The sequence below is a fragment of the Microcoleus sp. BROC3 genome (genome assembly GCF_036702515.1).
Classification (GTDB): Bacteria; Cyanobacteriota; Cyanobacteriia; order Cyanobacteriales; family Microcoleaceae; genus Microcoleus.
This window is the reverse complement of sequence record NZ_JAUBTQ010000054.1, coordinates 29,312-46,590: the sequence shown is the minus strand read 5'-3', so window position 1 is coordinate 46,590 and position 17,279 is coordinate 29,312. Positions and strand designations below refer to the sequence as shown.

Annotated in this window: 19 protein-coding genes; 8 read left to right on the top strand and 11 right to left on the bottom strand. The window is 46.4% G+C overall.

The window, feature by feature from the left end; translation table 11 throughout:
- Window positions 1-61: 61 nt before the first annotated feature.
- The 5 genes from QUB30_RS26755 to QUB30_RS26735 form a co-directional block, all read right to left on the bottom strand.
- A complete protein-coding gene (locus tag QUB30_RS26755) occupies window positions 62-454 on the bottom strand; it encodes an MHYT domain-containing protein (protein ID WP_333339871.1) in 393 nt (130 codons plus the stop codon).
- 124 nt (window positions 455-578) lie between these two features.
- Complete coding sequence (locus tag QUB30_RS26750; protein ID WP_333339868.1) at window positions 579-701, bottom strand: hypothetical protein; 123 nt, start codon at window positions 699-701, stop codon at window positions 579-581.
- Between the two features lie 37 nt (window positions 702-738).
- The gene (locus tag QUB30_RS26745; RefSeq protein WP_445300552.1) at window positions 739-1,017 is read right to left on the bottom strand and encodes a PP2C family protein-serine/threonine phosphatase; all 279 of its coding nucleotides are present in this window, start codon (window positions 1,015-1,017) and stop codon (window positions 739-741) included.
- 855 nt (window positions 1,018-1,872) lie between these two features.
- The gene (locus tag QUB30_RS26740) at window positions 1,873-2,271 is read right to left on the bottom strand and encodes a DUF6658 family protein (protein WP_333339865.1); all 399 of its coding nucleotides are present in this window, start codon (window positions 2,269-2,271) and stop codon (window positions 1,873-1,875) included.
- 234 nt (window positions 2,272-2,505) lie between these two features.
- Window positions 2,506-3,243 carry a DUF2993 domain-containing protein gene (locus QUB30_RS26735; RefSeq protein WP_333339861.1) on the bottom strand — a complete coding sequence of 246 codons (738 nt, stop codon included), beginning with the start codon at window positions 3,241-3,243 and terminating at the stop codon, window positions 2,506-2,508.
- A 273-nt stretch (window positions 3,244-3,516) separates the two neighbouring features.
- Between QUB30_RS26735 and QUB30_RS26730 the strand changes: the two genes are divergently transcribed.
- The 5 genes from QUB30_RS26730 to QUB30_RS26710 all read left to right on the top strand — a co-directional run bounded on the left by QUB30_RS26730 (window position 3,517) and on the right by QUB30_RS26710 (window position 7,731).
- Window positions 3,517-4,929 carry an HD domain-containing phosphohydrolase gene (locus QUB30_RS26730; protein ID WP_333339858.1) on the top strand — a complete coding sequence of 471 codons (1,413 nt, stop codon included), beginning with the start codon at window positions 3,517-3,519 and terminating at the stop codon, window positions 4,927-4,929.
- Between the two features lie 240 nt (window positions 4,930-5,169).
- Complete coding sequence (locus QUB30_RS26725) at window positions 5,170-5,763, top strand: pentapeptide repeat-containing protein (RefSeq protein WP_333339856.1); 594 nt, start codon at window positions 5,170-5,172, stop codon at window positions 5,761-5,763.
- Window positions 5,764-5,893: 130 nt separating this feature from the next.
- Complete coding sequence (locus QUB30_RS26720) at window positions 5,894-6,649, top strand: DUF2993 domain-containing protein (RefSeq protein WP_333339854.1); 756 nt, start codon at window positions 5,894-5,896, stop codon at window positions 6,647-6,649.
- Window positions 6,650-6,883: 234 nt separating this feature from the next.
- Window positions 6,884-7,174: a DUF1816 domain-containing protein gene (locus tag QUB30_RS26715; RefSeq protein ID WP_333339851.1), complete on the top strand. Its 291-nt coding sequence runs from the start codon at window positions 6,884-6,886 to the stop codon at window positions 7,172-7,174.
- 281 nt (window positions 7,175-7,455) lie between these two features.
- A complete protein-coding gene (locus tag QUB30_RS26710; protein ID WP_333339849.1) occupies window positions 7,456-7,731 on the top strand; it encodes a DUF1816 domain-containing protein in 276 nt (91 codons plus the stop codon).
- A 168-nt stretch (window positions 7,732-7,899) separates the two neighbouring features.
- On the opposite strand, the gene QUB30_RS26705 is transcribed toward QUB30_RS26710, so the two are convergent.
- Complete coding sequence (locus tag QUB30_RS26705; protein WP_333339847.1) at window positions 7,900-8,907, bottom strand: J domain-containing protein; 1,008 nt, start codon at window positions 8,905-8,907, stop codon at window positions 7,900-7,902.
- A 968-nt stretch (window positions 8,908-9,875) separates the two neighbouring features.
- Between QUB30_RS26705 and QUB30_RS26700 the strand changes: the two genes are divergently transcribed.
- Window positions 9,876-10,163, top strand: coding sequence for a hypothetical protein (locus QUB30_RS26700; protein WP_333339844.1), 288 nt, complete (start codon window positions 9,876-9,878; stop codon window positions 10,161-10,163).
- A 44-nt stretch (window positions 10,164-10,207) separates the two neighbouring features.
- Here the strand turns inward: QUB30_RS26700 and QUB30_RS26695 are convergent, their stop codons facing one another.
- The gene (locus tag QUB30_RS26695; protein WP_333238079.1) at window positions 10,208-11,497 is read right to left on the bottom strand and encodes a glucose-1-phosphate adenylyltransferase; all 1,290 of its coding nucleotides are present in this window, start codon (window positions 11,495-11,497) and stop codon (window positions 10,208-10,210) included.
- Between the two features lie 706 nt (window positions 11,498-12,203).
- On the opposite strand from QUB30_RS26695, the gene QUB30_RS26690 reads away from it, so the two are divergent.
- Window positions 12,204-13,670 carry a glycoside hydrolase family 13 protein gene (locus tag QUB30_RS26690; protein WP_333339840.1) on the top strand — a complete coding sequence of 489 codons (1,467 nt, stop codon included), beginning with the start codon at window positions 12,204-12,206 and terminating at the stop codon, window positions 13,668-13,670.
- A gap of 187 nt (window positions 13,671-13,857) precedes the next feature.
- Here QUB30_RS26690 and QUB30_RS26685 read toward each other — a convergent pair whose 3' ends face one another.
- A complete protein-coding gene (locus QUB30_RS26685) occupies window positions 13,858-14,271 on the bottom strand; it encodes a fasciclin domain-containing protein (RefSeq protein WP_333339837.1) in 414 nt (137 codons plus the stop codon).
- Window positions 14,272-14,436: 165 nt separating this feature from the next.
- A complete protein-coding gene (locus tag QUB30_RS26680; protein WP_333339875.1) occupies window positions 14,437-14,862 on the bottom strand; it encodes a DUF2358 domain-containing protein in 426 nt (141 codons plus the stop codon).
- A 58-nt stretch (window positions 14,863-14,920) separates the two neighbouring features.
- Between QUB30_RS26680 and QUB30_RS26675 the strand changes: the two genes are divergently transcribed.
- Window positions 14,921-15,496, top strand: coding sequence for a hypothetical protein (locus tag QUB30_RS26675; protein ID WP_333339834.1), 576 nt, complete (start codon window positions 14,921-14,923; stop codon window positions 15,494-15,496).
- Between the two features lie 34 nt (window positions 15,497-15,530).
- Here the strand turns inward: QUB30_RS26675 and QUB30_RS26670 are convergent, their stop codons facing one another.
- Together QUB30_RS26670 and QUB30_RS26665 are read right to left on the bottom strand one after the other, a co-directional pair.
- The gene (locus tag QUB30_RS26670; RefSeq protein ID WP_333339832.1) at window positions 15,531-15,926 is read right to left on the bottom strand and encodes a VOC family protein; all 396 of its coding nucleotides are present in this window, start codon (window positions 15,924-15,926) and stop codon (window positions 15,531-15,533) included.
- A 53-nt stretch (window positions 15,927-15,979) separates the two neighbouring features.
- Window positions 15,980-17,152, bottom strand: coding sequence for a histidinol-phosphate transaminase (locus QUB30_RS26665; RefSeq protein WP_333339828.1), 1,173 nt, complete (start codon window positions 17,150-17,152; stop codon window positions 15,980-15,982).
- Between the last annotated feature and the right edge of the window lie 127 nt (window positions 17,153-17,279).

Below are 17,279 nucleotides of genomic sequence, written 5' to 3'. Positions count from 1 at the left end.
TTCGGTTTCTATTTCGTAAAGCCCGCTGCCGTAAAAAATCAAATCGTTACGCTTCTTCATATTATTTCTGGGGATTCCTTATAGATTTGGAAATAACAGCAACTAAGAAAGACAGTGCCACAATCCAGTAATTATGGTGCATTTCCGCAGGTACTCGCATCGCCGCCATGCCAATATAAAGCATACTTCCAATGCCTGATCCCATGAGAATACCGGGGATTAACAATGAGAACCTGCGTGCAAAACCTCGATGCAAGCTGTAGAAGGCGATGCCAGATGCAATGACTGCGGCAAGCCAAGAGACAATCATAATTGGTAAATCGTAGGCGATCTCTACTGGCAGGTGATAAGCCACCATTTTTATCAAGTGCATTGCCCAAATGCCCGTTCCCATTGTCAAAAAACCACAAATTAACCAACCTAAGCGAATATTTTTACCTTTTTTTGGAGTCATTATCTCTGTTAATTATAAGGTAGTCTAGGAGGCAAGAATGGCAATAATGATGGAAAAGATGACGAGCAAAAAATCGTATTTAACTACCATTAATAAATTAGTATCGTAAAAATTTAGACTGTGACTATGGCTTGGAAGTTATCTTCAGATTCAGCATCTTTTGGGGGCGGCGTTTGAGATATCGCACCACCTCTTCGTAAATTTGACTGCTAAGGCGATCGCCCCGCCGACCATTTTCCCGTTTCATGTCATCAGTTTATTGTTTTGAGGTAGGGGCGATCGCTCTAAACCCATGCGGCTGCTTGAGGCTGGGACTTTTTTTCTCGACCTAATTCCGTCCGCTTCAAAACCAACAAAGTGATGTCATCAAATACTTTTTGATTGCCGATATGTCGCCGCACATCGTCAATCACCGCTTGCTTGATTTCTTGTGCCGATAAATGCCAGTTTTTGCTGATGACTTCACACATCGGCTCCACGCCATATTGTTTTTTGTTAATGTCTTTTGCTTCGGGAATACCATCGGTATATAGCACTATCCCATCTCCTAGCTGTAGCTCAATTGAAATGTGGCTGATGAACTCAGCAATCTCATCGTGGAGGGCGATAGGAAAAAGTTTTCCCTCGCAAGCGACACCAATCTGTCTGGAGAGATCAGGGCAAAACTTCTGATATAGAAAGATTCAATACCACCCTGATGCCCATGATATCTCGCTATTGTAAGAAAAACTCGGTCATTTTATAAAAAGCTTTCCAATCATGTGGGAGCTATCGGGTCTTTTATCCATCATTACAATCCTTCTTTACGCCTAAAAGTGTTGGGAGTTTTTTATTGAGCTGTAAAATAATTTTAAAATTTAAGTTTTGTAACGGAACTTTCGTTGGCATCGTCAGCTAATTCACTCCGAACAAATGTCGAGTTTAACACAGTTAGTCGCTGGAGTCGCTCACGAAATTAACAACCCAGTCAGTTTAATTTATGATAAAATAGTTCATGTTGCTCAATATGTTTGAGATTTATTCAACCTGATTGAAATTTACCAGAAATACTGTTGGGAATTCGCCGCCGAAATCCCAGAAAATATAAAATATATTGCTCTGCATCATATCAAAAAAGCATAAAAAGCGTAAATCTTGTAGAGCAGGTAGCAGCTCTACAAGCGTTTATCTGGTTTCAATAAATTATATTATTTATGGAGGGGCTAATTTCAGACAGCCCCTACATAGTTTTTGTTTCTGCTAGCTTATTTTTGCAGCGGATTGAGTTTCGTAACGGAACTTTCCTTGGCATCTTCAGCGCTATCTTTTAGGAAACCAGAAGCATCCTTAAATGCTGCGCCTACTCTCTCTAAAATATTGGCATCGGGATCGCTGTGGTCGAATACAGGTTGAGCCTTAGCCGGCTGTCCGTCTGGCGCTTATAACAGAGTTTTATCACCGCCGAGTTCGAGGTCTAACTTGTCAGTTTCCATCGGTGCAGAACCCGGATAAAGCAGCTTTGAGGAATTAGATTCAGCGGTAGTCGAGGCCAGGAGACGATCGCCCACGATCGACAAATCAGCCCGATTCTTTTCTGCTTGAGCAGGCGACTGATTTACTTTAGGATCGGTGGATGTTTTATAATTCGTGTATCCATCACCGCCACCCTTGTGAGGATTATTCATTCCTCCAGCTTGAACGGGAGGATTGTCAGGCCGAGCACCTCGAACATCGCCCGAATTACAAGCGGTGCTGGTAAACAGCAGCACACCTGCCATAAATACAGTCAAAAATTGACCGATACGCAGTCTTTTAAAAAAAGCAGTTACAGTGTTCACAAAATTTTTCCGATTTTTTACTACCACTTGTTAAGAGTAAAAGTAAACTCCCCATGCCTGCCTCTAACGGCGGTGATATTTTGGTGCGGGTTGCTATCGACTCTTTTATAACTTTAGAGGGATTTCATAAACTGCGGAGTTTTTTCCAAAGCAAAGCATAATGGTAGGGTGTCCCAGTTCCAATAGTTGCTGGAATAGAAGAGCTTTTTTGTTTCTGACACACCCTAGAACCTCCTAATTAGGGAATTTTTCGACTTTCGCTTCAGCTTGCAGAGTCAGCACGCCAGCTTCCACATTTAGCTGCTGAATTCGCAGCGACATTCCCTCAAGTTCAAAATTTCGCAAGTTTAAAACTTCACCAGCTTTGTCCGCCAAAGCTGCGGTTAACTCCGGCGAAAATTCCTTGTGGTCGGGATACTCTACATCCTGAAGAGAAATTGCCCAACCGTCCGCTGCTATCTGAGGTTTTGCTGTAAAATAAATTTTTTCATTCGAGGCAGTTTCCCGCACCAAAATCTCAGCATTTAAAGCGATTTTTCCGGCTAGCAATTGGCACTCAACAGTTTTAACGTCTATTGTCAGCCGTTGTCCGTCAACAGTCACTTTTAAGTTGTTAAGTTTGCTGCTGATGTATTCGGAATTAAAAGCTCGATTGATATCGCTTTCTGTTAAAACTGCGCGCGCCGTACCGAAGGCAGGGCCGTTCATTTCAATTTTGCCAAACATAGCGGTCAGGGGATTGACAGCAATATCCTTGACGTGAATTTGCAATTCTTCCACGCGCAAATCTTGCTGCATTACCAATCCTTTGCCCTCAACGGAAACGGCCTCTACTTCTCCCTGGGCTAGCTGGCCCGGATCGGTGTTGACTGTGACAGACAAAGTTTCCGATTCGTCTAATTTGCTAGCAATAGCAATCTCGGCCACTTTGTCGATCGCCTGTTCCCCTAAACTCCTATTTTCTTGAAGCACGCTCAGAATTCCTAATAATATTGTTTAAAAATAGTAGTTAATACTTAATTGAGTTAGCGTCTTCCTCTCGGCAGGTTTCTCGTCTTAAAAAAACTCAGCCAAAGACAGAGGGTTTCTACAAAGTTCCTAAAATTAGTAAGGTGCGCATTGCGCACTCTACATTTACTCGGTTGCGAAGCGGTGAAAAATCAAAAACTCGGATTTTTGCCAAAAGTCTTTTCGAGAAGTTCGATCGCCCGCTACAATAAGTAAGAGCCGGCACCGCTTTTTGCAATGAATTCAGAATCAACTCTCGCTAGACTACAAGCTACACTTCCCGACGGAAAACTGCCTTCTAGCTACGGGGTATACTTCAAAAACACCCTAGTAGCCCTGTGTCACGCCCTAGAAGACCACATTTTGCAAACTAGCGGCGGGGACGATATCGAACTCAAACCCCTAGTTTTGGTGACGTTTCAGCAGGGAAAATGGTATTTACAGGAAGCAGATCGCTACCTAGATATTGCTAATGCCTCTCGGCGCGTTGTCATCGGTGCAGTAGCAGACAGCGGTTTCGCTACCCACAAAACGGGTCAATTAGAAAATGTATCTTTAATAAATCTCGATGAGATCGACCCCTTAATCCAAGAATGGAATTTAATCATCCTCGCCCCGACATACAAAGCAATGGTGCTTTGCCGGGAACTTTCAGCCGAGGAATACTTGCCCCAAGGCAAGCCAGAAGTAGATACAGAACGAAAGTTCTACGGTTTGTGGTCGTTTGACCAGTCTTTGGTGTCGGCGGCAGCAGAAATTTTTATAGAACAGACGCGACATTACAACTCCCCCCTAGCCGACATTTTGCTGGAAATGTACCGCGAAATCCAGGCTACCATTGGCCCGCCCTTGGCAGACATTAGCGGCGTGGTATCGCGGATAGTCACTTACCTGCAAAGTTCTCAGCAGCAAATGGTAGCAATTAACCGCCAAAGCCGCGAGTTGTGGGAATTGGAAGGTCAAGCTTTGCGCGTCAGCCGCAATTTGAACGCTAACAAACTTCAAGCTTTTCTGCGGATGGCCCAGCGCGTGGACGAACGGGATACCTCAAATCCTACAGCGTCTTTGCAGGTGGCGGCTTTGTCGGAAACTTTGGGTCAACTGCTGGATTTGCCAGCTTTGCAGTTGCGCAGGCTGCGGCTGGCCGGATTGCTGTTTCGAGTCGGCTTAGTTTCGGCCCCGAATGAGGTGTTCGATCGCACTCCCGACGCTTTCGACCAAGCAACGTTATCATTTTGGCGCGATCGCAGTTTCATCGGTTCCCAACTGCTGCAAGCAATGCCGGAAATAGCACCAGTCGCGGAAATTGTCAAGCACAAACTCGAATATTGGGACGGCAGCGGCAGGCCAGAGGGTTTGCGAGGCGAATCGATACCAGTTGCTTCGCGGATTTTGGGGTTGGTCGCTTATTTTCAAGAATTGACTCAACCGCGTGGCGATCGTCCGGCTATGAGTTTGAGCGAAGCTTTGGAAGAGTGCCGGGCACTGTGCGGCATTCGCTTCGATCCGGCTTTGGTGGAAACTCTCAGCAACGTCGTCAGGCTGGCAGAAATGGGTTTGATGGAGTTACCCAACCGCCCGAGCCAACTGCCGAATGTATGGTTGGAGGATTTGGGCGATCGAACGACCGCGGCCGCTCCGGCATTATAAAATAACTGGATGGGTAATGGGCGATCGGTAATTGGTAATTGGGAACTTGTACAGAGCGTAGCCGAAGTATTGGGCATTTACGACTCGGGGACAAATCCTTTCCAACACTAGAAAAAATCAGCCCTCTGTGCTCGGCGCGCACCCTACCGCTCTTGGTGGAAGTCGCAGCCTCTGTGTGCGCGGTGCGCACCCTAGCGCTCTACTAATGACTAAACACTAATGACTGATGACTAAAAACTAATGACTCACGACCTCGAAGCCATACGCAAAGGCAAAATTTTGATGTTGGCCGGCACTGATTTAGCCGGTACAGACTTAGCGGGAGCAGATCTCGCGGATGCTGACTTGTCTCAAGCCAACTTGAGTGGAGCTAATCTCGCCGGCGCTAACTTGCAGCGGGCCGTATTGCGAGCCAACCTCCGCGGCGCAGACTTGAGCGGCGCAGACTTGAGCGGCGCAGATTTTCGGAATGCCGATTTGCGGGGAGCTTCCTTCGCTAACGCTTTAGTCCGCGAGGCAAGTTTTGGGGGTGCTTTTTTGACGGGGGCCTCGATCGGCAATTTGGATTTGAGCGGTGTCGATTTTCGGGGTGCCGATTTGCGCGGCGCTGCTTTGGCTCGGGCAATTTTGCACTCTGCCGATTTGAGCAATGTCAATTTGTCCGGCGCTGATTTGTCGGGCGCTGACTTGGAAGAAGCCATCCTGAATGGAGCCGTACTGCGCGGCGCTAACCTGACGGGGGCTAATTTGCTTTGCGCCTCGATCGAACAAACCTTTTGGGATGGAGCATTGCTCGATCGCGCTTGTCTCCAAGGCACTCCCCTGAGCAATTAAAAAATCAAAAATGTTGTTTTCCATGCACACCCCGAAAACAATCCGTGCTTATGATGTGAATAAGCACAAGCTATTTTAACATTTCTTAATAGGAGGTTATAATGGCGACTGTAGATGAGCAAACGAATAAATGGTAGCAGCTTTGTTTAGCGGTACATCCTTTCAAGGTCAAAGTGGCGATCGCCTTGTCAGCAAAGTAGCAGGAGCTGCGATCGCGGCATTATTCAAGCGTTCTGAAAAGGCCGAAGCCAACATTCGAGTGGAACCAGTAGCCAAACTCTTGCAGGGAAGCATCGACGGTTTCGACTTCGTTGGCAAAGGTATGTTGATGTACAACGGCCTGCGCATAGAAGTGATGGAACTCTACTTGCAAGCAGTCTCAATTGATTTTGGGGCAATTTTTGCAGGTCAAGTCAAATTGCGGCAGCCTACCCAGGCAAATATGCGAGTAGTCTTAAGTCGATCGGATTTAACCACCTCATTCAATACACCTTTTGTAGTTGAAAAACTCCAGAAGCTGAAGTACCAAGAGCAATCTCTGCACTTTCAAAACACTGAAGTCAGCTTCGGAGCCGACAAATCAATTCGCCTTCAGTCCGAAATTACCGTAGGCGATGCTAGCGAACCGGTCAAGATCGATATTACAGCTCAGTTGCAAGTAGAAGACCGACGCAAAATCCAATTTGTCAGTGTTACTTACGGCGGTGACGGGCAAGCAGTAGACTTGGGTCAAGCTATAATTGCCCACGTAAATAACTTGCTAGACTTAGACAAATTTGCCTTAGATGGCACTCAACTGCGAGTAGACCGCTGCCGAGTTCAGAACGACGAGCTGGTTTTCTACGGTTGGGCTGGTATCGAACAGTTCCCCAAAGGCAAGCGCTAAACCTCAGCAGGCTGAGGTTTGCCCAGCGCTCAAGTTCGGAAAAACAGAATTTTTCAGTTAGCAAACAACCCGCACCGGCGGGTTTTGCTTTGGATTTTAGATGGGAGGAAAATCTAAAATCTCAAATCTACCATCTCAGTTCGATCGACTCAAAATCAGCACTGAGGTTGATTCGAGGGGGCAAATTATTTTGATAGATTTAAATAATAAATTAAATCACCCTCAAGAATAAAGATGCTCGGATTTTATTTATTTTGTATCTACGTCGCAGTCTTGTCCGTGTTTGCAGGGCCGGGCCACCGCCGGTCTGAGAAATGGTGGGTAGAAATTGTCACCGATTTGCCCCACTGTACCTACTATTTTGGTCCCTTCGACACCGACAAAGAAGCTTCCAGCAATACTCCAGGCTACATAGAAGACTTGGAAAGCGAGGGAGCCAAAAGGGTTAGCATCCGCATCAAACGGTGTCAGCCTTCGGATCTCACAATTTGTGAAGATGAAGTCTCAGAAAGTTTGGCGATTTAATGACTTTGAGTTTTGAGTTAACTCAAACCTCAACAATAATATAAACACGCTCTTCTCCTAGTCCTTGCCTTGCGGACTTTGTACTTGCAGACTTTGTGTGTATAGCAGGGACTTAGAGTCTCCCAGCCTAAAACTCTTCTCCACCGAAATGCTGATTTTAGACAGCAGCAACTCTCAAAAATTACTGGCGTCAAATCAGCACTGAGGACGAGCCGATCGAGTTATTTGCCCGGATAAGTTGAGAAGAGTAAAAACTACTTAACTTGTTGCAGAGGTGAATTATGTTTGAACTTTATATGTTCGGTATGTTCCTTGCGGCGGTTTCGATACTGACTCAACCGATGGCCAGCGGTAGAGGTCGCCAGTGGTGGGTGGAAGTTGACACAGATTCGCCCAACCACACCTATTACTTTGGCCCCTACGACAGCAAGGATGAAGCTTCTAATAACACTAACGCCTACATCACAGACTTGGAAAAGAAAGGAGCTAAAAACATTAGCATCAACATCAAGCAAGGTCGCCAACCCAGTCAGCTAAAAGCTAGCGAAGAGTCTTGAGAAAGTGGAATGCTCAACTATGAATAGGTCGATCGAGCTAAATCCGCTCGGGCGCGGGTTCACCAATATCGATGACTTCAGCTCTAAGATATTTGTAAACCCGCCTCAACCCGAGGGATGATTCGCTTTCGTTCGTGATTTTGTTTGGTACGGGCACTGCAAGTTTGTTTAAATTAGCGCTTGGTTTAAATTGCTCCGGGGATTAAAAGTGCGATTTGCTTTAATTTTCTCGTAGCATTCGCGTTCTACAGTGCTAATTTCTTTCGGCGGCACGATCGCCACTTTGACTAACAAATCAGTCCGTTCGTCTTTCTTCGGTTTCGGCCATCCTTTGCCCCGCAACCGCAAAGACTGACCCGATCGCATCCCGGCTGGAAATTTTACAGTTATCATACCTTCAGGTGCCGGCACTTCAATAGATGCTCCCAGTACCGCTTCGTCGGGAGTGATAGGCACTTCGCAGACCAAATTCTCTCCCTCAAATTGGAAGAAAGCGTGAGGCAAAACTTCTAGTTTTAGGTACAAATCTCCCTGCTGCTTGGTGTAAGGGTCAACTTGACCTTTGCCTTTTACCCGAATTTTGCTGCCGGTTTTCACTCCCGCAGGAATCGAAACTTCGCCCGTGGCGACTCGCTTGGAAGTGCCGCGAAATGCTTCCCCCAAAGTCAGGGAAATCACCACCTCGGTGTCGAGAGAGCTTCCTGCGCTGCGGTTTTCGTACCCCGCAAAATCTTCAAATCCGCCAAAACCGGTGGGCCCGCCGGTGCGGAAGTTGCTGTAATTCCACTTGCCGTTGCGGCCAACACTAGCACCAGGGCTACCTGCGCGGCCGAGCAAGGCATTGATAAATTCGTCAAAACTGCCGTACTGGCTGAAGTCCACGCCGCCAAAATCTACCGCAGTACCGCCCCCGCCCGGCCATCCGCCGGGAGTTGCAGCCGCTTGCTTCCAGTATTGACCGTATTGGTCGTATTTCTTGCGTTTTTCTGGGTCTGATAGCACTTCGTAAGCTTCGTTAACTTCTTTAAAACGAGCTTCGGCTTCTTTGTTACCTGGGTTCATATCCGGGTGATATTTCCGGGCTAGTTTGCGAAAAGTCTTTTTAATTTCGTCAGAACTGGCAGTTTTGTTGAGTCCCAAAATAGCATAATAGTCTTTAAAATCTGTTGCAGCCATTAAACAATCCCCTCTTTATTAGTTGTTAGTTGTTAGTTGTTAGTTGTTAGAAAGAATAAATCCCAAATTAGCAGCAGGATGGCAAATTAGTTTGATGCCAGGGGTAAAAGTACCTGCAGCATCTCATTCAAATTATAGGTTATCAAAGGTTTGGACTCGATCGAGTTCGGTTGTTGCTTGCGCGACGATCGCAATTTCCTCACCCCGCTGCTGTTGTTTGAGATTTTATAGCATTGGGCACTTATGCTGAAAGCCTATCCTGAAGGCAGCCGCAGCAGCGGCAGCAAAAGGCATTCGACCAGAAAAACCATGGTTCGATCGATTAAGAACGTCCTAAGCCTATAGGCGGTTGCTATACCTTTGAGCTTTTAGACGGTGAAACTCTTGCCACGGTATGTTTTGAGGAGTTGTGCGCCTTCGGGCTTTCCGGAGGCGGCGAGAGTTTAGGCTGCAGCCCTGTTGAAGCGAGGGAGGGAAAGCTGCTGCTGTTGCTGGCGCGAATACCCGTCTGGTTGACTGGGGCGGACGATCGAGCTTTTTTGTCTGAATGTGCGATCGAATTTTTCGATAGGAGCTTTTGACCCGATGCCAATATTAGCACGTTCTCATCAGCAAGTCCGGTCGAATCTGGTGGCTGAATTGTGACGATATTATACCCTAAAGTCCGAAGTCATTTGCCAACATTTCGAGATTTTTTTTCCTCACCCCAGACTGAGCCTATACAGTCTTATTTTTACCACCTCTGAATAGATTTAAGTCAAAGTAATATAACATAATCTTTCCGCTGTCTGTTAACTACATCACACACTTATCTAAAAATATGAGATAGGATAGTAAAAAGCGATCGGCTTTTAATGCTACGAGGGTGCTAACATGATGAATTATTTGCTAAGTTGGCCTTGCGGTTGCTGCGACGATTGGAAAGATAGTTCGGAGAGTTGTGTTGTACTCAGAAACGGGCAGCGCCTTTGTCAGTCGTGCTACGAGCGCAAATACAAGAATCAGAAGCTATTCGCCCGACACAGGCGATCGCACCTATCTGTATCACCGCAGGCAGTAACAGAGAATTTCCCTTATTAATAATGCGCGAGCCTTTGAATAAAGCCAAGTATTTGGACAACCTCGCATCAGCGGTTGGAATTAATAATCAAAAAAAAATTAATTTCGTCATCAGTCATCAGTCATCGGTCATTGGTAATCTGTCACTAATTTACTTATTTATCATCAGTCACTTGCTTACAGGTAACAGATTTTAACTTAAAAAACTAATGACTGACGACTAATGACTAATGACTAATAACTAAATGATAGTTCCATCAGGAATCGTGGCGTTTTTCAGGACTACGACAATGCCGCTGCGGATATAAAAACCTTGGCTTTCGCGGTTGGCTTCTTCCACTCTGTCTTTATTAATTATTTGAACGTTGTGGCCGATGCGGGCATTTTTATCCACAATCGCGCGGCGAATTGTAGTATTTGCGCCGATACCGAGGGCGACGCCGCCGTTGTCCAAACTCGAATGCCGTTCGGCGTCTGGTTCGTAAAAGTCAGCACCCATGACTAGGGTGTCTTGAATCGTACATCCAGCTTCAATGCGCGATCGAACTCCCAACACAGAATGGTCGATCCGACACTTTTTGAGAATGCAGCCTTCAGCAATAATCGATTCCGTCACGTGAGTATCTAAAAGCTTCGTCGGCGGCAAAAAACGCGGGCGAGTGTAAATCGGAGCCTTTTCATCATAGAAACTGAAAGGAGGCTGAGGCTGTTTTGTCAGCGCCAAGTTAGCATCGTAAAAAGCCTCAATAGTTCCGATATCTTCCCAGTAATCGTCAAACAAATAAGCTTGAACGTTGTGGTCTTTTGCAGAATTCGGAATAATCTCTTTACCAAAATCAGTTTGGGTTGGAGATTCTTTCAGCAGTTTAATCAGAACTTCTTTTTTGAAGACGTAAATTCCCATCGAAGCAATGTAAGGACTGTCCTTAGCCTGCTGCGCTGTCAATCCCAGTTTAGTAGTATCCACCTGCATTTGTTTGAGCGCATCGCCTTTTGGCTTTTCGCTGAAAGAAACAATGCGGCCGCTGTCGTCGATTTTCATCAAACCAAAATCCGAGGCCCGCTTCTCGTCCATTGGCAAAACTGAGAGGGTGATATCGGCGTTGGTTTCGCGGTGTCTCTGCACAAACTTCTGGTAGTCCATGCGATAGAGGTGATCGCCCGAAAGAATCAAGTATTCGTCAACGTCCCACTCTTCTAGCAGCCACAGATATTGGCGAACTGCGTCGGCTGTCCCTTGAAACCAGTTGGGGTTTTCCTGAGTTTGCTGGGCGGCGAGCACCTCGGCAAATCCGTCGGTGAAGCCGGAAAAGTTGTAGGTGCGAGCGATGTGGCGGTTGAGGGATGCCGAGTTGAATTGCGTGAGGACGTAAATTTTGACTATTTCCGAGTTGATGCAGTTGCTGACAGGAATATCGATGAGGCGATATTTGCCTGCGAGGGGAACTGCGGGTTTGGCTCGCAGTTTGGTTAGGGGGTAAAGGCGGGTGCCTACACCGCCACCGAGGATGATGGCTAAGACTTTTTTCAAGGAACTTTCTCCCTAGGGTCGATTAACTCTCCAAGTACAGTGTCGGATGGTGAGGGCTTCTTGACAAGGGGGGAGAGCAAGGAAGTTTGAGTTTTGAGTTATGAGTTGAGTCGCTTACGCAGAAACCGGGTTGTTTAATCCAGATACTTTTTCAAACCCTCAATAAGAGTTAAAAAACCCGGTTTATGAGAGTGGGAGTGCGTCCGGGACTGGAGTTATGAGTTTTGAGTTGTGAGTTAAAATACCCATCAATAAATAACGGCAGTTTAACAAAAGAATAAGGTTCGGGGTTTGGGCTTTTAATTACAAGTTTCTTGGGTTAATTCCCCCTTCTGGCAATTTCTCCATCCAGGCTCATCGCGCTGTTGTTCTTTTTCAAGGCGGGTCGATCGCACCGCGCCCGCTGATGCTCTGTTTGGGCCCGCTGGCGTCCTTGTTCTGCTTGGGTTCGATCTCGTTCTTTTTACTAGCGTTCCTGACTGCTGTGAATTTGTCCAACTCCACAGCATTCAGGAAGCGCCGCCCGTCGGGACGATGATTTTCTAGGTTGAGTCAGTTTTCAATCTGAGATTGACTGCAAATTTGTGTAAGATTTTACAATTTGTCGATCGACAAAATTGGATAAAATGTCTATTCTCTACCAAAAGCTAGATCCCCTAGAAACCTCTGCTGCTGTAGCCTAAGCCCTAAAAGCTAAAAAAAGTGTATGCAAATTCAAACGCCGGACTGGGTTAAACACGCGGTATTCTACCAAATATTCCCCGATCGCTTCGCCAAAAGCAAACAGCCCCGCAAACGCCTGCTGCAAAACTTCATGTGGGAAGAATGGCACGAGAGTCCCACCCTCCAAGGCTACAAAGGCGGGGACTTGTGGGGCGTGATGGAACAGCTAGACTACTTGCAAGACTTAGGCATTAACGCAATTTACTTCACGCCCATATTTCAGTCGGCCAGCAATCACCGCTACCATACCCACGACTACTATCAAGTCGATCCGATGTTGGGCGGCAATCCGGCTTTTAAAGATCTTTTAGACGCCGCTCACGATCGCAACATCAAAATTGTCCTCGACGGCGTATTCAACCACGCCAGCAGGGGATTTTTCTTCTTTCACGACATCCTCGAAAACGGCCCCCATTCTCCTTGGCTGGATTGGTTTAAAATTGAAGGCTGGCCGCTATCAGCCTACGACGGCAATTTTCCTGCTAACTATGCCGGTTGGGACGGGAATCGAGCACTTCCTGAATTCAATCACGACAATCCAGAAGTGCGAGAATACATCATGGAAATCGCCGAATATTGGATTAAATTCGGCATCGATGGGTGGCGGCTGGACGTTCCTTTTGAAATTAAAAGCCCGGGATTTTGGCAGGAATTTCGAGAACGAGTTAAAGCAATTAATCCCGAAGCTTACATAGTCGGCGAAGTTTGGGAAGATGCGAGAGAATGGCTCGACGGCAGTCAATTTGACGGGGTGATGAATTACCTTTTTGCTGCGCCGACTATTGCTTTTGCAGCGGGCGACAGGGTAGATTTAGCTCAAATTGAAGGTCGTTCTTACCATCCCTATCCGCCGCTTTTTGCTAAACAGTACGGCGAAAAAATTCAGCACGTTTTGGAACTGTACCCGTGGCCGATACAGCTAACTCAACTTAATTTGTTGGCCAGTCACGATACAGCTAGGTTAATCTCAATTGCTGGAGGCGATAAAGCTAGCGTCGAACTAGCTACTTTGCTGCTGTTAACTTTTCCCGGAGCTCCTAGCATTTACTACGGCGATGAAGTTGGTTTGCCCGGTGCTCTAGATCCCGATTCTCGCCGCGGTTTCCCCTTAGAAGGTCACTGGGAACTTGATGTTTTAGATTACCACAAGCAGTTGATAGCTTTGCGGCACAAATACGCTGCCCTCCGCACTGGATCGTACCAAATTCTGTTTGCTGAGGGAACGGTTTACGTTTTTGCCAGAATTTTGGGGGATGAAGAAATAGTTGTTGCTGTCAATGTCGCGACAGAAGAAGCTAATATTAGCTTTGAGGCAGCTAATTTGAAATCTCCTCACGAGAAATTGCTGTTCGGTAAAGGCGAGTTTGTGTGGAAAGGTGAAGGGGAAACTCGACATTTAGAATTGATGCTGCCGGCGCGATCGGGGTTGATTTTAGGTTCGGATAATTAGTTTAAAATGTAGAGTAATGTGCTCCGTGCGTCCTACATTTATCGGGGTCAGGTGCGCACCCGACATTTATCGGTGTAAGGTGCGCACCTGACATTTATCGTTGATATTCCCCGCGCATCCTAAATTTATTATAGGCGTCAGGTGCGCAATGCGCACCTGACATTTATGGGTGAAAACACAAGTTTGATTATGCTGCAACCAATGCCGGTATTAGCACCCCATCAATGATATGGATGACGCCATTGTCGGCAAGAATATCTGAAGAGAGAACTTTAGCATCATTCACTTTAATGCCGTCAGAAGTCTCAATTCCCACCACAGAACCTTCTACCGTTTCAGCAGAACTTAACTCAAGCAAGTTCTCAGTTAGTACCTCGCCAAACAGAACGTGATAGGTCAGAATTTTTTTGAGCTTGGGTATGTCTTCCATCCAAGAGGCAATAGTGTTCGTAGGAATTTTGGCAAATGCCTCGTCAGTTGGTGCTAAGACGGTGTAGGGGCCAGGACTTTGCAATAAATCTAACAAGCCAGCAGCTTCAATAACAGTCACGAGTGTTTTGAAAGAGCCGGCATTGGTGGCAGTCTCGACAATATCAGCCATGATGTTTTTCAGGAGTGCAAATCGCAGAAAATGAATCTGGGGTGACGATCATTTTAGCAATTTGCAAATAGCAGAAAATGAACCGGAGGGCTGATGATTATTTTAGCCATTATAAGTTACTTGGGTTGTCAACCCAGATGGTTGAGCGCGATCGACCTTTTTGGCTTATCCTAGGCTCGCATCCTCCCCCTTGCGGAAAAACTGCTTTAAAATCTCTCCGGGAGCTCTGTCCCAGGTGTCGATATGTTCGTAAATTAAGCCGTCTTTATCGAGTTTATAAGTAGAGTAGCCGTTAAAAAAAATCCGAGCTTTCCAGGGAACCCGCAGTGTCCCGCGAACAGTCCAATTTGCCACAATAGTATCAGGGGCTGTCTGACTTACACCGTGCAGGTCGAAGTAAATCTCGCTAAAGAATAGCTGCCCGTGAAATCGCAGAGTCCAAAAGATAATGCGATAGTTGATTTTTCCTTTAAATTTGTTAACAGGGTCTTGAAAATAAACATCTTTTGTGTAGATGTCGTAGGAGATGTCTTTTTCAAAAAGCGTCGGGAGTTCCGCTTTCAGGGTGTCTACTGCTTGTTCTACCTGCATTTGATATTCGAGCGCGCTCACGCTACCACCTTGTGACAGTATTAATTTATAACTTTAAATGAATAATCTCGATCGCTGGAGTATCGCAGATTTGATAATTCATCCAGCTCTGATTTTAACTCTAGCGATATTTATCCGCGCCGGCTTTTCTGCTGACCCGGACTTGCGACATCGACACCTTGGCACAGATTTGACAGAACACCCCCACTCCTCTGACATTCTCGCAGAAATCAACAGCGGCAAGCTGTTGATGGTAGATAGCCGTCGCCGGAACGGTCTAATTTTGATTAAACGCTTCCACGCGGAGTTTGCCGGGCCAGGGGCTGCCGTTGGCGGTGCTTTTGATGTTAACTCTGTGCAGGCGATTCCCGTGGGCGATTTTTGTTTGGTTTGCCCTCAATCTCCCGAAGAAAGACAGAAAGCTTTTGGAATTCGGCGGCATTGGGTGCGGTTAATGGAACAGTTAACCGCAAAGCCGGCAGCTTTGGAACGCGCACAAATGATTTTAACTCAGTTTGAACAATATTTGGATTCGGAAACGGTGGCACAAATTCCCGATGAAGCTTTGGCACTTTTAGTAGGCGTATTTCCCGAAACCATTCGCGCGGCACGGCAAGGAAACGATCGGTTATAAATTGGTGTAGATACCTTAGGCTGCGATCGCGCTGCTACAAGCTCCACTCGGCATTCTGCAAAACGACTCGATAGCCATCTGGGTCTTTAAAGGTCACTCCATCTTTGTCCCAGTAGGGATTGTAGGAGTTTACAGGCTCAAATCCAATTGCTTTCATTCGCTCAACAGCCTGCTGCCATTCTTGTTGGTTAGGAAGGTAAAAGACGATAAGATTGTCTTGAGTTGGAGCGCCACCTACAATATGTCCCCGTTGATGGATGAATTCAAAGTGGTGGCTTTCTCCTGGCATCCCAACCATTACTCCGTCAAAACCTTCATGGTTTTCAAAACGATCGAGGATTTGCAGCCCTAAACCCTCTGTGTAGAAATGAACAACTTGAGCGAGGCAGTCCGTTGGACGAGCAACCCGTAAAACCTTTCCTTGAAGCATATATATCTTCTCCAAAGTTATTTTTTTGTTAAGCAGAAACTGGATACCGAATATTATGAGTTGTCAAAAATTTCTCCAATTCGATCGACTGTGCGCTGATTTTCCTCCGGGCTACCAACCGTAATTCGCAAACCTCCCCCGGTATGTCTAATTAAACTTCCTTTGGCTTTTAGCTGCTGCATAATTTGTTTGTGTTCTTGTTCTGCTAAATTACGATCGCCAGCTTTCACCCGCAGGTAAACGAAATTAGCCGCACTCGACCAAACTTGCAATTTTTGATGCTGAGTTAGCGCTGCAATTAATTTGGTTCTTTCTGATAGAGTTTCGGGAATGGTTGCTAGCAATAACTGCCGCTGCGCTAGGGCTAACTCGGCTGCGGTTTGCGAGAAACTCGGAAGGTTGTAGGGGAGGCGGATTTTTTCTAAGGCGGCTGCGAGTTCGGGATGGGCGATCGCATATCCGACTCTCATTGATGCCAACCGAAATGCTTTGGAAAATGTCCGCAAAATTATCCAATTCGGGTGATGGTGCAATTGGTCGGCTAAAGTATTTTGGCTGAATTCAAAATAAGCTTCGTCAATTACTACTAATATCTGTTCCGGCAAACTTGACAGCCATTCTATTTCATCTGGTGTTAAAGCATTGGCTGTAGGAGAATTGGGATGAACGACAAAGACGGCGCGCACGGGGGGATTTTGATTTTGGTCGATCGCTTTTTTAGCCGCCTCGATATCGATTTCAAAATTCTCCTCTTTCCGCTGAACACTCACAACGGGAATGCCGAGGGTTTGGGCGATTATTCCATACATCGAAAAGGTGGGATTCGCTACCAAAATAGAGCCTTGCCCGCCTAAACAAGTAGCTATTAAGAGCGATCGAATTAGTTCGTCGGAACCGTTGCCCACAGAAATATTGTCGCCTTTAATGGCTGTTTTTGGCAGTGTAACCCCCCCTAGCGGGGGGATTGTGATTGATTCATTGACGTATTGGGCGATCGCCTCTTTGAGTGCTGCGTGACCGCCGTCGGGATAGCGATTTGTCTCAATTAACTGCTGGTAAGTCCAAGCTAGCTTTTTTTTTAATTCCTCGGGCAAGTCGTAGGGGCATTCGTTGGTATCGAGGCGATCGATCGCATTTTCCGAGTGCGCTGGTTCTCCTGATGTGCCGCCCGGATGGGGAGTGTAGGCGGTAAGTTCGGCTAAGTCTTTTCGGATAAAGGGAAGCATGGTATAATTTACGACTTTTTATTTTAGATAATCTGCTTACAAGCATCTGAACTTAGCATAGAGCTTGTTCTATCTCGAAAGCAAGAGGAGAAGGGGGATGTAGTTTCTGTCGATCGATTGATGCGTC